This is a genomic window from Kitasatospora sp. NPDC048545, from assembly GCF_040651155.1.
GTDB lineage: Bacteria > Actinomycetota > Actinomycetes > Streptomycetales > Streptomycetaceae > Kitasatospora.
Genome location: NZ_JBEZIQ010000030.1, coordinates 78,443 through 94,311 on the forward strand (window position 1 = coordinate 78,443; position 15,869 = coordinate 94,311).

The following is a 15,869-nucleotide window of genomic DNA, read 5'->3' on the forward strand; positions in this document are numbered from 1 at the left end:
GCGGGCCGGGCCGCGCGGTCGGCGTTCGATGGCCGCCATGCGCGTCCGCCAGCTCACCGCCGCAGCCGCCGCGCTGCTGCTCGCCGCCGGCCTCGGTGGCTGTTCCGACGATCCCGCCCCCGCCCACACCCCGGCCCCCGTACCCGTCTCGGCCGAGCCCACCACGGCCACCGGGGACGTCCGGCCCGCCGACCGCACCGCCGTCCGGGACGGCGGCACACTGCGCTGGGCGGTGGACGGCGTCCCGGCCACGCTGAACGTCTACCAGGGCGCGGCGACCGCCGACTCGGCGCTGCTCGCCCACGCGCTGTACCCCTCACTGTTCCGGCCCGACGACCACGGCCGGCTCGTGCCCGACCCCGACTACCTGGCAGGCGCCGAGTCCACCCCGCCCGGCGAGCAGCCGCAGGTGGTCACCTACCGGCTCAACCCGCACGCCGTCTGGACCGACGGCACCCCGCTGTCGGCCGCGGACCTCGCCGCCCAGCGGGCCGCCCTCTCCGGGCTGGACCCGGCCTACCGGGGCGGGCACCCGGCCGGGTACGACGCCGTCGACTCGGTCGCCCAGGGTGCCGACCCGCACGAGGTGCGGGTCACCTTCCGACGGCCGTACGCCGAGTGGCGCTCGCTGTTCGGGCCGCTCTACCCGGCGGCCGAGACGGGCACGCCGACCACCTTCGACCGGGCGCTGACCGGCGGCCGCCCGAGCGCCGGGCCGTACACCCTCGCCCGCTACGACGCCGAGGGCGGACGGGTCACCCTGACGCGCAACCCGCTCTGGTGGGGCGACGTGCCGAAGGCCGACCGGATCGACTTCATCGCCGTGCCGCCCGAGCAGCGACTGGACGCGCTCGACCAGGACCGGCTGGACATCGCCCCGATCACCGCGGCGGTGGACCGGGCGGCACCGGCGCCCACGGCGGCCACCCCGGGCGCGCCGCCGCCCGCCGCGCCGCCCGCGGCCGCGCCCGAGGCGTCGGCTCTGGCGCTGCGTCGGGCCGAGTCGCTGCCCGGCGTCACCGTGCACCGGGCGGCCGCCGCCTCGCTCACCCAGCTCACCGTCAACGCAGCCCGAGGCCCGCTCACCGACCCGGCCGTACGGCGCGCCCTCGGCCGGGCCGTCGACCGACGCAGGATCGCCGAGGCCGCGCTCGCCCCGCTCGGCCTGCCCGGCGCGCCGCTCGGCAACCACCTCCTCGCCGGGGATCAGGAGGGCTACCGGGACAACAGCGCGGCGGCCGGCCCGGCGGACGCGGTCCGGCTGCTGGACGGGGCGGGCTGGAAACGACCCGGCGGCCGGGGCACCCGGACCAAGGGCGGGAAGGAGCTCGCCCTCACCCTGCTCGTCCCGGCCGGGTCGGCGACCGCCAAGCGCACCGCCGACGCGCTCACCGCCGACCTTGCGGAGAACGGGATCGCGCTGAAGCCGGTGACCGCGCCCGCCGAGACCTTCGTCCGGGACCACCTGGCCACCGGGGACTACGACCTCGCGCTCTTCTCCTGGCCGGCCGGCCCCAGCCCGGCGAGCGAACAGCGCCCCGCATACGCCAAGCCCCGGCCCGACGCCGACGGCGCGCTCGTCGCCGGTACCAACTACGGCCGCAGCGGCACCGAGGAGATCGACCGGCTGTTCGACCGGGCCTGCGCCGAACCGGACCCCGCGGCCCGGCTGGACCTGCTCCAGGAGGCCGACGCCCGGATCTGGCAGCTCGGGCACTCGGTGCCGCTCTACCAGCGCCCCGAGCTGGTCGGCGTCCGGACGGACGTCGCGGGCGCGGGAGCGTTCGGCTTCGGCTGGCCGCGCTTCCAGGACCTGGGGTGGGTCGGGGCGTCCTGAGTCCGGGCCTTCCGCCGGCGGCCGGCGCCTACAGCTCCCGGGCGAAGCGGCGCAGGGCGTCCGTGAAGGCCGCGGGGTCGTCGAAGTTCGCCAGGTGCCGGGCCCGGGGGATCAGCTCGATCCGGGCCCGGCCGTGCGGGTGGGCGGCCGCGAAGGCACGCTCGCCGGAGCGGAACGCCGGGTCCTTCTCCCCGTTCAGGATCAGCACCGGGGCCTCGACCCGGCGCAGCGCACCCGGCTCGAAGCGGCCCAGCACCGAGGCCCAGGCGGCCGGCAGGGTCTCGAAGCCGTACCCGGCGCGGATCGTCTCCGCCACCACCGCCGGCGGGTACAGCCGACGCAGCAGCCGGTCGTTCCAGCGGGCCAGCCGGTGCGCCGGGAGCCGCGGCACCAGCGCACCGACCGCCCGGTAGGGGAGCGCCCAGGGCCCCCGGGTGTCGGCGCTCGCGCCCGCCAGGACCAGCCCGCGCAGGCGCTCGGGCGCGCGCAGGGCGAACTCCAGCGCGACGTACCCGCCCAGCGAGTGCCCGACGACCAGGGCGGGGCCGCCGCCCAGCCCGTCCACCCCGTCCGCCACGGCCGCGCAGGCGGCGGTCAGGCTCCACGGCTCACCGCGCCGGGCACCGTGGCCGGGCAGGTCGACGGCCACGACCGGGAACTCCCCGCGCAGGCCGGGCAGTTGCGGGCTCCACTGCGCGGCGCTCAGCCGGGTGCCGTGCACCAGGACGATCGGGACACTCATCGGGCGGCCTCCTCGGGCACGGGCTTCGGCTCGGGCTGCAGCAAGCGTTCCACGTCGGCGATCCGGGCCAGCTCGGGGCAATCCCGCCGGGCCCGGGCGAGTGCCTTCCGGGCTTCCTCGGGGCGGCCGGCCGCGATGAGGGCGGCGGCGAGGGAGCAGCCGGCCAGGGCCGGCCAGAGGCTGAAGCGGAAGCCGGAGCGCAGGCGGCGGGCGGCGCGCACGGCGGCTTCGGGGTCGTTCGTCAGACGGGCGAGGTCGGCCGCCGGGAGGACGCCCCGCAGAACGGCGCGGTCGTCCTGGCCGAACGCGGCGAGGGCCGGGGCAAGCCGTGCCGCTCCCCGTTCGGGGGAGAGCTCCCCGCGGTCGACGAGGCCGACGACGGCCAGCCCGAGCAGGCTGTGCGCCGTGCCGTTGTCCCAGTCGTGGTCCACCGCCGCCCGGGCGAGTTCCTCGGCGGCCCGGTAGCGGCCCTGGGCCAGGGCCGTCGCGGCAGCGGTGACCGCTTCGCGCGGGGCGAGGGGGGCCTCTTCCAGCTTGGTGCGCGCCTCAGGGATCCGGCCCTGGAGCAGGAGTCGTTCGGCTTCGAAGCCGTGCGGCGTCCAGAGCTCGTGAACCAGGGCTTCGGAACCGACGAAGGGCAGGACGAAGACGGGCCAGAGGGACCAGATCAGTGACCTTCCCCTGGTCAGCGCGAAGAGCGCGAAGGAGAACAGCAGGCCGAACCCGGTGCCCCGGGCGAGGGCGGTGGCGGACGTCGTCAGCCAGAACCCCGAACCGGCGTGGAGGAGGACCATTCCGGTCGAACCGAGCCACAGGCGCAGGCGTGGCGCGCGGGAGGGTAGCAGCGCCCACGGGAGGGTCACACTGCTCGTCGGCCACAGCCGTACGTCGACCGGCACCCCGGAGACCGTGCCGCACCACAGCCCGCGCCCCCGGCCGTACGTGACACCGAGCAGCCGGACCCCGGTGAGCCGGTGGGTCAGCAGGAACCAGAGGTCGGTCAGCGGGTCCCGGCCGATCAGGAAGCCGAGCACGCAGCCGACGGCGGTCGGTACCGGGAGCCCGTGCAGGAGCGCCCAGAGCAGGGCGAGGGCGCCGGCGACGTGGAGGGGCCGGCTCAGCCGGGCCTGGAGCCTTTCGATCACGGGGCGAAGCCTGACGGAGCCGGAACTTCGGGTGAAGAGCGTGTGACCCACCTGTGATCTTGATCCCGCCCGACCTGCTCGTTTCCGCCCACCTGGGCCCTTCCCCGTACGATAGGAGGAAGCCGAGGCATGTCCATTGCCCGGCGGGTGGACCGGTAGTAGCAGGCGGAACGGGCGGCGGCGATCGACAGGGATCGCAAGTGCGCGTCACGCAGCCGGGCGCCGCAACCCACGATTCCGGGAGAATCAGCAAGGCATGCCCACGCGCAACGACATCCGTAACGTCGCCATCGTCGCCCACGTCGACCACGGCAAGACCACGCTGGTCGACGCCATGCTGAAGCAGGCCGGCGCCTTCGCCGCCCACCAGCAGCTCGACGACCGCATGATGGACTCGAACGACCTGGAGCGCGAGAAGGGCATCACCATTCTCGCGAAGAACACGGCGGTCAAGTACCACCCGAAGGATGGTGGCGCGCCGATCACCATCAACATCATCGACACCCCGGGCCACGCCGACTTCGGTGGCGAGGTCGAGCGCGGTCTGTCGATGGTCGACGCGGTCGTCCTGCTGGTCGACGCCTCCGAGGGCCCGCTGCCGCAGACCCGCTTCGTGCTGCGCAAGGCGCTCACCGCGCGGCTGCCCGTTATCCTCTGCATCAACAAGACGGACCGCCCGGACTCCCGGATCGACGAGGTCATCAACGAGACCTACGACCTGTTCCTGGACCTGGACGCGGACGAGGACCAGATCGAGTTCCCGATCGTCTACGCCTGTGCCCGTGACGGCGTCGCCTCGCTGACCAAGCCGGAGAACGGCACCGTCCCGGCCGACAGCACCAGCCTGGAGCCGTTCTTCTCCACCCTGCTGGAGCACGTCCCGGCCCCGAGCTACGACGCGGACGCGCCGCTCCAGGCCCACGTCACCAACCTGGACGCCGACAACTTCCTCGGCCGCATCGCGCTGCTGCGCGTCGAGCAGGGCGAGCTGCGCAAGGGCCAGACCGTGGCCTGGATCAAGCGCGACGGCTCCATCTCGAACGTCCGCATCTCCGAGCTGCTGATGACCGAGGCGCTCACCCGCAAGCCGGCCGAGGTGGCGGGCCCGGGTGACATCTGCGCCGTCGCCGGCATCTCCGAGATCATGATCGGCGAGACCCTCGCCGACCCGGAGAACCCGATCGCGCTGCCGCTGATCACGGTGGACGAGCCGGCCATCTCGATGACCATCGGCACCAACACCTCGCCGCTGGTCGGCCGTGGCGGCAGCGGCAAGGGCGCGGACGCGAAGTCCGGCGCCAAGGTCGACCGCAAGGTCACCGCCCGCCAGGTGAAGGACCGCCTGGACCGCGAGCTGATCGGTAACGTCTCGCTGCGCGTCCTGGACACCGAGCGCCCGGACGCCTGGGAGGTGCAGGGCCGCGGTGAGCTGGCGCTGGCCATCCTGATCGAGACCATGCGCCGCGAGGGCTTCGAGCTGACCGTCGGCAAGCCGCAGGTGGTCACCAAGGAGGTCAACGGCAAGACCCACGAGCCGGTCGAGCGACTGACCGTGGACGTGCCGGAGGAGCACATGGGCGCCGTGACGCAGCTCATGGGCATCCGCAAGGGCCGGATGGACAACATGTCCAACCACGGCTCGGGCTGGGTCCGGATGGAGTTCGTCGTGCCGTCCCGCGGCCTGATCGGCTTCCGCACCGAGTTCCTGACCAACACCCGTGGCACCGGGATCGCGCACTCGATCCACGAGGGCCACGAGCCGTGGTTCGGCCAGCTGACCACCCGCAACAACGGCTCGCTGGTCGCCGACCGCGCCGGTGTGGTGACCGCCTTCGCGATGACCAACCTGCAGGAGCGCGGCGTGCTCTTCTGCGAGCCGGGCACCGAGGTGTACGAGGGCATGATCGTCGGCGAGAACTCGCGCGCCGACGACATGGACGTGAACATCACCAAGGAGAAGAAGCTCACCAACATGCGTTCCTCGAACGCTGACGTGGCCGAGTCGATCGTCCCGCCGCGCAAGCTCTCCCTGGAGCAGTCGCTGGAGTTCTGCCGCGAGGACGAGTGCATCGAGGTGACCCCGGAGACGGTTCGCATCCGTAAGGTCGTCCTGGACCAGAAGGACCGCGGACGCACTGCCTCGCGCGCCAAGAAGGCGTGATCCGGACGCACTGAACGGCCATTGGCCGGAATGATTCGCCCCCCTTTCCATTGGAGAGGGGGGCGAACTTTTTCAACTACTCCAAGTTGTCGGGGCCGCTATTAACGGAATAGCGCTCATCACACCCGGGTGTCCGCTGAGCGGACACCACGGTTCGTCATGCATGACGACTGTCCGTTTGGTACCTGTCTGGCTATGTCTCAAATGTCCGGTTTTCGAAACTTACCGACTGTTCATGTGACCTAATTGAGATCGTCACTGGTCACTTTCGTGTCCGTGCGTGACGGATAGTGGGTGCAGTCAGGCTCGGGTCAAGGGTGAACGCGCAGGGGTGCGCGCCGAAACCACGAGCGCGGACGGCACAGCGGGTTTCGGTGACAACCGTTCCGCGGTGCTCTCCTCGTTGCAACGTCGAATTCAGGAGGCACACCGATGCGTGGTGGGAGCCAGGCCAAGTGGGTTGTCGCAGCTGTTGCGGTCGCCCTTGCCGCGACTGCTTGTAGCAGCAGCAGCGACTCCTCCAGCGGGGGCAGCTCCGATGGTGCGGTCAACGCCCAGGGCGTCTTCAGCTACCAGAGCGCCGAGCCGCAGCGTCCGCTGCAGCCGGCGAACGCCATGGAGAACCAGGGCGGCCGTATCGTCAAGCAGCTCTTCACGGGCCTTGTCGACTACGACCCCGCGACCGGTGCCCTGCGTAACCAGGTGGCCGACAAGATCGAGACCACCGACGCCAAGACCTACACCGTCACCCTGAAGTCCGGCTGGACCTTCCACGACGGTACCCCGGTCACGGCCAACTCGTTCGTCAAGTCCTGGAACTGGTCGGCCAACCCGGCCAACAACCAGATCAACTCGGACTGGTTCTCGGACATCGTCGGCTACGACGCGGTGCACCCGGACAAGGACAAGGGCGCCCCGACGGCCAAGGAGATGTCCGGCCTCAAGGTCATCGATGACACGCACTTCACCATCGAACTGACCAGCCCCGTCTCGTACTTCACGTACAAGCTCGGCTACTCGGCCTTCTTCCCGCTGCCCGAGGGCTTCTTCGCGGACCCGGACGGCTACGGCCAGAAGCCGATCGGCAACGGCCCCTACAAGTTCGTCTCGTGGGAGCACAACAAGGCCGTCACGCTGGCCGCGTACGACAAGTACTCGGGCACCAACAAGGCGAAGAACGGCGGAATCGTCTTCCGCAACTACACCTCGCCCGAGGCCGCGTACAAGGACCTGATGTCCGACACGCTGGACGTGCTGGACCAGGTCGACTCGACCGACCTGCCGAAGTACAAGGACGACCTGGGCAAGCGCGCCGTCGACCAGGCGCAGGGTGCCATCCAGAACATCTCCTTCGCGCTGTACAACGCGGAGTGGAGCGGCCAGGACAAGGCCAAGGTCCGCCAGGGTCTCTCGATGGCGATCGACCGCGACACCATCACCAAGACCGTGCTGAACAACAGCCGTCAGCCCGCCGACTCGTTCGTGGCGCCCGGCGTCATGGGCTACAAGGCCGGCACCTGCGGCGACGCCTGCAAGTACAACCCGGAGAAGGCCAAGCAGCTGATCCAGGAGGGTGGCGGCGTCCCCGGCGGCAAGATCACCATCCTGTACAACTCCGACGGTGGCCACAAGGAGTGGGTGGACGCGGTCTGCAACTCGATCCGCCAGGCGACCGGCGTCGAGTGCCTCGGTGACCCGAAGCCGGACTTCAAGACGGCCCGTGACATCGTCACCAAGAAGACCGTTCCGAGCATGATGCGTACCGGCTGGGTGCAGGACTACCCGCTGAACGCCAACTTCCTGCGCGACGTCTACGGCACCGGTGCCGCCGCCAACGACGCCGGCTACTCGAGCCCCGATTTCGACAAGCTGGCCCACGACGCCGACGCGGCCACCTCGGTCGAGAAGACGGCGGAGCTGTACGAGAAGGCCGAGGAGCAGCTGGCCAAGGACATGCCGGCCATCCCGCTCTGGTACTACAAGACCAACTCGGGCTTCTCGAACAAGGTCCAGAACGTCAAGTTCAACTCCTTCGGCGACCCGGTCTACACCGACGTCGAGGTCAAGAAGTAGTAATCGGTCGGCACCGCCTGACCCGGTGACAACGGCCGGTGCCCGTCCCATCCCCACAAGGGCGAGGACTGGCACCGGCCGTTGGCACGCCGACTTATCTCTGGCCGGGTTGACGGGCCCGGCAGAGTCATACATGGAGGCACGATGGGGCGCTTTGTCGCGAGGCGACTGCTCCAGATGATTCCGGTGTTCCTCGGAACGACCGCACTCATCTTTTTCATGGTGCACTTGCTGCCCGGTGACCCGCTGGCAGCGTTGTGGGGCGACAAGGCGCCGGACCCGGTGCAGCTCGCCGCCCTGAAGCACCAGCAGGGACTCGACAAGCCGCTGCTGCAGCAGTACTTCTCCTACATGGGGAAGCTGTTCACCGGCGACTTCGGTACCGCACTTGACGGCCGACCGGTCCTCGACAAGATCACCGAGGCACTGCCGGTCACGGTCCGGCTGGCGCTGTTCGCGTTCGCCATCGAGATCGTGCTGGGCATCGGCATCGGCCTGTTCGCCGGTCTGCGCCGCGGCAAGGCGTTCGACAAGGGCGCGCTGGTCCTCACCCTGCTGCTGATCTCGATCCCGGTCCCGGTGCTGGGCTTCGTCTTCCAGACGGTCTTCGGGCAGAACCTCAAGTGGGTCACCCCGACCGTGCAGGACAGCAACGACATCACCCAGCTGGTGCTGCCGGCCATCGTGCTCGGCTCGCTCTCGCTGGCCTACGTCGCGCGTCTCACCCGTACCTCCATAGCCGAGAACATCAAGGCCGACTACGTCCGGACCGCGGTGGCCAAGGGCCTGCCGCGCCGGAAGGTCATCGGCACCCACCTGCTGCGCAACTCGATGATCCCGGTGGTCACCTTCCTCGGTACCGACCTGGGTGCCCTGATGGGCGGTGCGATCGTCACCGAAGGCATCTTCAACGTCAAGGGTGTCGGCCACGCGCTCTACCAGGCGATCAACATGAAGGAGGGCGCGACCGTCTCCGGCTTCGTCGCCTTCCTGGTGCTCGTTTACCTGGCCGCCGGCCTGATCGTCGACCTGCTTTACGCGGTCCTGGACCCGAGGATCCGGTATGCCTGACCTGACCGAGAAGAAGACCTCCGGGGACATCCCGGCCCAGCGCACCGCGGACGTCCCGGCGCCCAAGCAGGAGAAGGCCCGCAGCCTCGGCTCCGACGCCTGGCACGACCTGCGCCGCAAGCCGATCTTCGTGATCTCCGCGCTGCTGATCCTGCTGCTGATCGTCATCGCGATCGCCCCGGGCCTGTTCACCTCGGTGGACCCGCGCGCCGGCGACCTGCGCAACCACTACCTGACGAAGCCGAACTACAGCCACTTCTTCCAGGCTGACTGGTTCGGCTACGACCTCCAGGGCCGCAGCATCTACGCCCGCGTCATCTACGGCGCCCGCGCCTCGGTCGTGGTCGGCATCTGCGTCACCTTCGGTGTGACCATCCTCGGTGGCATCACCGGTATGCTCGCCGGCTACTTCGGCGGCTGGACCGACACGATCATCTCGCGGATCACCGACATCTTCTTCGGCATCCCGCTGCTGCTCGGCTCGCTGGTGATCCTCAACGCCTTCACCTCGCGCACGATCTGGAGCGTGGTCTTCGCGCTGGTCGCCCTGGGCTGGACCCAGATGACCCGTGTCATGCGCGGCTCGGTCATCACGGTCAAGCAGGCCGACTTCGTGACCGCGGCCAAGGCGCTCGGCGCCGGCACCAGCCGGATCCTGCTCAAGCACATCCTGCCGAACGCGATCGCCCCGGTGATCGTCGTCGCCACCATCGCGCTCGGCGGCTACATCGCCACCGAGGCGACGCTGAGCTTCCTTGGCATCGGTCTGCAGGACCCGACCATCTCCTGGGGCATCGACATCAACTCGGCCCAGAAGGTGATCCGTACGGCCCCGTTCGCCCTGTTCTTCCCCGCCGGAATGCTGAGCCTTACCGTGCTGGCGTTCATCATGCTCGGCGACGCGGTGCGCGACGCCCTCGACCCGAAGCTCCGCTGAGAGAAGAGGTGACGACCCGATGACCACCGTGATCGAGAACAACCAGAAGAACGATCGTCTCGAAGTCGGAACCCCGCTTCTGGAGGTCAAGGACCTCCACGTGGAGTTCCACACCCGGGATGGCATCGCCAAGGCCGTGAACGGCGTCAACTACTCCGTCGCGGCGGGCGAGACGCTCGCCGTGCTCGGTGAGTCCGGCTCCGGCAAGTCCGTGACGGCGCAGACCATCATGGGCATCCTGGACATGCCCCCGGGCAAGGTGACCCAGGGCCAGATCCTGTTCCGCGGCCAGGACATGCTCACGATGAGCAACGAGGACCGCCGGAAGATCCGCGGCCAGAAGATCGCGATGATCTTCCAGGACGCGCTCTCCGCCCTCAACCCCGTGCTCAGCGTCGGCTACCAGCTCGGCGAGATGTTCCGGGTGCACCAGGGCGCCTCCAAGAAGGAGGCGAAGGAGAAGGCCATCGAGCTGATGGACCGGGTGCGCATCCCCGCCGCCCGGCAGCGGGTGAACGACTACCCGCACCAGTTCTCCGGCGGCATGCGCCAGCGCATCATGATCGCCATGGCGCTCTCCCTGCAGCCCGACCTGATCATCGCGGACGAGCCCACCACCGCCCTGGACGTCACCGTCCAGGCCCAGGTGATGGACCTGCTGGCCGAGCTCCAGGCCGAGTACAACATGGGTCTGATCCTGATCACCCACGACCTCGGCGTGGTCGCCGACGTCGCGGACAAGATCGCCGTGATGTACGCGGGCCGGATCGTGGAGACCGCCCCGGTGCACGAGCTGTACGCGAACCCCGCGCACCCGTACACCAAGGGCCTGCTCCGCTCCATCCCGCGCCTGGACCAGAAGGGCCAGGAGCTGTACGCGATCAAGGGCCTCCCCCCGAACCTGCTGAAGGTCCCGGCCGGCTGCGCGTTCAACCCCCGCTGCGACGTCGCCACCGACCTGTGCCGCACCGAGATCCCGGCGCTGCACCACGTGACCGACAAGGACGGCAAGGAGCTCACCGGCCGCCGCAGCGCGTGCCACCTTTGGAAGGAGACCCTCCATGGCTGAGAACATCCTGGAGGTCAAGGACCTGGTCAAGCACTACCCGCTGACCCAGGGCGTCCTGTTCAAGAAGCAGGTCGGCGCCGTCAAGGCGGTCGACGGCATCTCCTTCGAGCTCAAGAAGGGTGAGACGCTCGGCATCGTCGGCGAGTCCGGCTGTGGCAAGTCCACGCTGGCCAAGGTGCTGATGAACCTGGAGCGGGCCACCTCCGGCCAGGTGCTGTTCAAGGGTGAGGACATCTCCCAGCTGTCCGGTGCGGCGCTGAAGGCCGTCCGCCGGAACATCCAGATGGTGTTCCAGGACCCGTACACCTCGCTGAACCCGCGCATGACGGTCGGCGACATCATCGGTGAGCCGTTCGAGATCCACCCCGAGGTGGCGCCCAAGGGCGACCGCCGCAAGGCCGTCCAGGATCTGCTGGACGTCGTGGGTCTGAACCCGGAGTACATCAACCGGTACCCGCACCAGTTCTCCGGCGGCCAGCGCCAGCGCATCGGCATCGCCCGCGGTCTCGCGCTGAAGCCCGAGATCATCATCTGCGACGAGCCGGTCTCCGCCCTGGACGTGTCCGTCCAGGCGCAGGTGATCAACCTGCTGGAGCAGCTGCAGGGCGAGTTCGGCCTGTCGTACATGTTCATCGCGCACGACCTCTCCATCGTCCGGCACATCTCCGACCGCGTCGGCGTGATGTACCTGGGCAAGATGGTCGAGATCGGCACCGACGAGCAGATCTACGACAACGCCACCCACCCGTACACCCAGGCGCTGCTCTCCGCGGTGCCGGTGCCGGACCCGACGGCCCGCGAGTCCCGTGACCGGATCATCCTGACCGGTGACATCCCCTCGCCGGCCAACCCGCCGTCCGGCTGCCGCTTCCGCACCCGCTGCTGGAAGGCGGAGGACCGCTGCGCCGAGGAGACCCCGCTGCTCGCGGTGCCCACGGTGCTGAAGGGCGCGGCCGCGCACAACACGGCCTGCCACTTCCCCGAGGTCCGGGAGCAGGCAGCGGCCTGATCCCCGCTCTCCCCGGAAGGGCCCGTGGCTTCCCGCCACGGGCCCTTCCGTCGTTGCGTCAACTCCGCAGGGGGTCACGGCACCCGTCCGGGTGCACCCGGCTCGCGCCGTCGCCGGGGCGCGCTTCTCATGGGGTGTGATGCGACACACACCATGAGGAGGGACCTCCATGCCCGTAGCCGCCCGTGCTCGCTGGGTCCTCGCTGTTGCGACGTCCGTGGCCCTGGTGGCCACCGGGTGCAGCAGCGGTGGCGGAGGCAGCGGCAGCTCGTCGGACTCCACAAAGACCTTCAGCTACCAGAGCAACGAGCCGCAGAACCCGCTGCAGCCCGCCAACGCGAACGAGGTCGGCGGCGGTCGCATCATCCAGAACCTCTTCAAGGGGCTGGTCGACTACGACCCCAGCAACGCCACGATCCGGATGCAGGTCGCGAGCGCGATCGACACCAGCGACTCCCAGACCTTCACCGTCACGATGAACGACGGCTGGACGTTCCACGACGGCACCCCCGTGCACGCCAAGAACTTCGTCGACGCCTGGAACTGGGCCGCCAACCCGGCGAACAACCAGATCAACAGCTCCTGGTTCTCGGACATCGAGGGCTACCAGGACGTCCACCCGGCCACCGGCAGCCCGACCGCGACCAAGATGTCCGGGCTGACCGTCACGGACGACCTGCACTTCACTGTCAAGCTGAACCACAAGGTCTCGTACTTCGAGTACAAGCTCGGCTACATCGCCTTCTCGCCGCTGCCGGATGCCTTCTTCAACGACCCGGCCGGGTACGGGCAGAAGCCGGTGGGCAACGGCCCGTACCAGTTCGTCAGCTGGGCCCACAACAGCCAGGTGGCCACCAAGTCCTACCCGGGCTACAAGGGCGTGGACAAGCCGAAGAACGGCGGCATCGTCTTCAAGATGTACACCACGTCCGAGGCCGCCTACGCCGACCTGCAGTCCAACAACCTCGACGTGATGGACCAGGTGCCGCCGTCCGCGCTGGCGACGTACAAGAGCGACCTCGGGGACCGGGCGGTGGACTCCCCGCAGGGCGCCATCCAGAACATCGGCTTCACGCTCTACCAGGCCGACTGGGCGGCGCCGGAGAAGGCCCAGGTGCGCCAGGGCCTGTCGATGGCGATCGACCGCGCGACCATCACCAAGACCGTGCTGCAGGGTTCCCGGGCGCCCGCCAGCGCCTGGGTCGCCGAGGGTGTCGAGGGCTACAAGGCCGGCACCTGCGGGGACTTCTGCAACTTCGACGTCGCCAAGGCCAAGCAGCTGATCCAGCAGGGCGGCGGCGTCCCCGGCAACAAGGTGCTGATCACCTACAACGCGGACGGCGGCCACAAGGAGTGGGTCGACGCGGTCTGCAACTCGATCCGGCAGAACACCGGCGTCGACTGCCTGGGCGACCCCAAGCCCGACTTCAAGACCGCCCGCCAGGCCATCACCTCGCACCAGCTCAACGGCGCCTTCCGCACCGGCTGGGTGCAGGACTACCCGCTGAACGCCAACTTCCTGGCCGACGTGTACCGCACCGGTGCCGCCTCCAACGACACCGGGTACAGCAACCCGCAGTTCGACCAGCTGTCCCAGCAGGCCGACGCGGCCCCCAGCGTCGCCGACACGGTGACCGGCTACCAGCAGGCCGAGGCGGTGCTGGCGACCGGGATGCCGACCATCCCGCTCTGGTACTACCGCACCAACTCGGGCTACTCGACCAACGTGCAGAACGTGATGTTCGACTCCTTCGGCAACCCGGCCTGGACGCAGGTCGAGGTCAAGGGCTGATCCCGGGGCCCTGATCCCCGCGCCGGCCCCGCCCTCCCCGCACGGAGGGCGGGGCGCGGCCCCCGGCCGACCGGCCCGGCCGGCCGGGCACCTAGGAAGGAGGCTCGGATGGGCAGTTACGTGCTGCGACGGGTGCTGCAGATGATCCCGGTGTTCTTCGGCACCACACTGCTGATCTTCGTGATGGTCTACACGCTGCCGGGTGACCCGGTGGTCGCGCTGTTCGGCGAGAAGGCCGCCGACCCGACCGTGGTCGCGAGCATCAAGCACACGTACTACCTGGACCAGCCGCTCTGGAAGCAGTACCTGCACTACATGGGGAACCTCTTCCAGGGGGACTTCGGCACCAGCTTCACCGGCCGTCCGGTCTCCGACATCATGGCGGACGCCTTCCCGGTCACCATCCGGCTGGCGCTGCTGGCCTTCGCCTTCGAGCTGGTCGTGGGTCTGTCCCTCGGCGTGCTCTCCGGGCTGAAGCGCGGCAGTATCGCGGACACCCTGGTGCTGATCCTGACCCTGGTGGTGATCTCGATCCCGGTCTTCGTGCTGGCCTACATCGCGCAGACGGTGTTCGCCACCAACCTGGGCTGGGTCACGCCGACGGTGCAGGACAGCTACGACCTCACCCAGCTGATCCTGCCGGCGGTCGTCCTGGGCTCGCTCTCGCTCGCGTTCGTCGCCCGGCTCACCCGGACCTCCATCGGCGAGAACCTGCGGGCCGACTACATCCGGACCGCGACCGCCAAGGGACTGCCCCGGCGGACCATCATCTCCCGCCACCTGCTGCGCAACTCGCTGATCCCGGTGGTCACCTTCCTCGGCACCGACCTCGGCGCGCTGATGGGCGGGGCGATCGTCACCGAGGGCATCTTCAACGTGCAGGGCATCGGCAACGTCCTGTACCGGGCGATCAACCAGAAGGAAGGCCCGACCGTGGTCGGCATCGTGACCGTCCTGGTGATCGTCTACCTGGTCGCCAGCCTGCTCGTCGACCTGCTCTACGCGGTCCTGGACCCGAGGATCCGCTATGCCTGACATCCACGACGAGGACTCGTACGAACGGCATCCCAAGCCAGGCGTGGACCGGCTGGACTTCGCGGGGGAACAGGGCATGGCGGTCGAGCAGGAGACCCTGGTCGAACCCGACGTGGAGAAGCGGGAACAGGCCCGCAGCCTCTGGGGCGACGCCTGGCGGGACCTGCGCCGACGGCCGATCTTCCTGCTGTCGGTGGTGCTGATCCTGCTGCTGGTGATCATGGCGATCTTCCCCTGGGCCTTCACCGACGCCAACCCGCGCAAGGCCGACCTGGTGCACGACTACCTCAAGCGGCCGGACTGGACGGACTTCTTCGGTGCCGGCTGGTTCGGCTACGACGCGCAGGGCCGGTCCATCTACGCCCGGGTGATCTACGGCGCCCGCGCCTCGATCACCGTCGGCATCTTCGTCACCGCCGCGGTCACCCTGCTCGGCGGGCTGACCGGCATGGTCGCCGGGTACTACGGCGGAGCCGTCGACGCGGTGATCTCCCGGATCGTCGACATCTTCTTCGGCATCCCGCTGCTGCTCGGCGCCCTGGTGCTGCTGAACGCGTTCACCATCCGCACGGTGTGGACCGTGGTGTTCGCGCTGGCCGTCCTCGGCTGGACCCAGATCGCCCGCGTCATGCGCGGCGCGGTGCTGACCGTCAAACAGTCCGACTACGTGGTGGCGGGCCGGGCGCTCGGGGCCGGGACCAGGCGGCTGATGTTCCGGCACATCCTGCCGAACGCGGTCGCGCCGGTGATCGTGGTGGCGACCATCGCGCTCGGCGGCTACATCGCGACCGAGGCGACGCTGAGCTTCCTCGGCATCGGCCTGCAGGAACCGACCATCTCCTGGGGCATCGACATCTCCTCCGCCCAGAAGGTGATCCGGACCGCGCCGTACGTGATGTTCTTCCCGGCCGCGGCACTGTCCATCACCGTGCTGGCCTTCATCATGATGGGCGACGCGGTGCGTGACGCCCTCGATCCGAAGCTTCGCTGAGCGAGGG

The 15,869-nt window shown here is 69.4% G+C and carries 12 protein-coding genes; 10 read left to right on the forward strand and 2 right to left on the reverse strand.

What is annotated here, in order from left to right; all coding sequences use genetic code 11:
* Positions 1-37: 37 nt before the first annotated feature.
* On the forward strand, positions 38-1,837 hold the full coding sequence (locus AB0D10_RS26645) for an ABC transporter family substrate-binding protein (protein ID WP_360260971.1): 1,800 nt from the start codon (positions 38-40) through the stop codon (positions 1,835-1,837).
* 28 nt (positions 1,838-1,865) lie between these two features.
* On the opposite strand, the gene AB0D10_RS26650 is transcribed toward AB0D10_RS26645, so the two are convergent.
* Both AB0D10_RS26650 and AB0D10_RS26655 read right to left on the reverse strand, forming a co-directional pair.
* The gene (locus tag AB0D10_RS26650; protein WP_360260973.1) at positions 1,866-2,579 is read right to left on the reverse strand and encodes an alpha/beta hydrolase; all 714 of its coding nucleotides are present in this window, start codon (positions 2,577-2,579) and stop codon (positions 1,866-1,868) included.
* Positions 2,576-3,724 (reverse strand): hypothetical protein, encoded by a 1,149-nt coding sequence (locus tag AB0D10_RS26655; RefSeq protein ID WP_360260975.1) that lies wholly within the window; start codon positions 3,722-3,724, stop codon positions 2,576-2,578. Before AB0D10_RS26655 ends, AB0D10_RS26650 begins: the two co-directional genes overlap by 4 nt.
* Positions 3,725-3,980: 256 nt before the next feature.
* On the opposite strand from AB0D10_RS26655, the gene typA reads away from it, so the two are divergent.
* The 9 genes from typA to AB0D10_RS26700 all read left to right on the forward strand — a co-directional run bounded on the left by typA (position 3,981) and on the right by AB0D10_RS26700 (position 15,862).
* Entirely contained in the window at positions 3,981-5,885 is a 1,905-nt protein-coding gene (gene typA / locus AB0D10_RS26660) for a translational GTPase TypA (protein ID WP_360260978.1), read from the forward strand.
* Positions 5,886-6,317: 432 nt separating this feature from the next.
* Positions 6,318-7,958, forward strand: a complete 1,641-nt coding sequence (locus tag AB0D10_RS26665) for an ABC transporter substrate-binding protein (protein WP_360260980.1) — start codon at positions 6,318-6,320, stop codon at positions 7,956-7,958.
* Positions 7,959-8,102: 144 nt separating this feature from the next.
* The gene (locus tag AB0D10_RS26670; RefSeq protein WP_360260983.1) at positions 8,103-9,029 is read left to right on the forward strand and encodes an ABC transporter permease; all 927 of its coding nucleotides are present in this window, start codon (positions 8,103-8,105) and stop codon (positions 9,027-9,029) included.
* Positions 9,022-9,966, forward strand: a complete 945-nt coding sequence (locus AB0D10_RS26675) for an ABC transporter permease (protein WP_360260985.1) — start codon at positions 9,022-9,024, stop codon at positions 9,964-9,966. The genes AB0D10_RS26670 and AB0D10_RS26675 overlap by 8 nt, the downstream gene beginning before the upstream one ends.
* Positions 9,967-9,985: 19 nt before the next feature.
* Positions 9,986-11,035, forward strand: coding sequence for an ABC transporter ATP-binding protein (locus AB0D10_RS26680; protein ID WP_360260988.1), 1,050 nt, complete (start codon positions 9,986-9,988; stop codon positions 11,033-11,035).
* Positions 11,028-12,044: a dipeptide ABC transporter ATP-binding protein gene (locus tag AB0D10_RS26685; RefSeq protein WP_360260990.1), complete on the forward strand. Its 1,017-nt coding sequence runs from the start codon at positions 11,028-11,030 to the stop codon at positions 12,042-12,044. Before AB0D10_RS26680 ends, AB0D10_RS26685 begins: the two co-directional genes overlap by 8 nt.
* A gap of 169 nt (positions 12,045-12,213) precedes the next feature.
* Positions 12,214-13,836 carry an ABC transporter substrate-binding protein gene (locus AB0D10_RS26690; RefSeq protein ID WP_360260992.1) on the forward strand — a complete coding sequence of 541 codons (1,623 nt, stop codon included), beginning with the start codon at positions 12,214-12,216 and terminating at the stop codon, positions 13,834-13,836.
* Between the two features lie 108 nt (positions 13,837-13,944).
* Positions 13,945-14,871, forward strand: coding sequence for an ABC transporter permease (locus AB0D10_RS26695; RefSeq protein WP_360260994.1), 927 nt, complete (start codon positions 13,945-13,947; stop codon positions 14,869-14,871).
* Positions 14,872-14,947: 76 nt separating this feature from the next.
* Positions 14,948-15,862 carry an ABC transporter permease gene (locus AB0D10_RS26700; protein WP_360261067.1) on the forward strand — a complete coding sequence of 305 codons (915 nt, stop codon included), beginning with the start codon at positions 14,948-14,950 and terminating at the stop codon, positions 15,860-15,862.
* Positions 15,863-15,869: the final 7 nt, after the last annotated feature.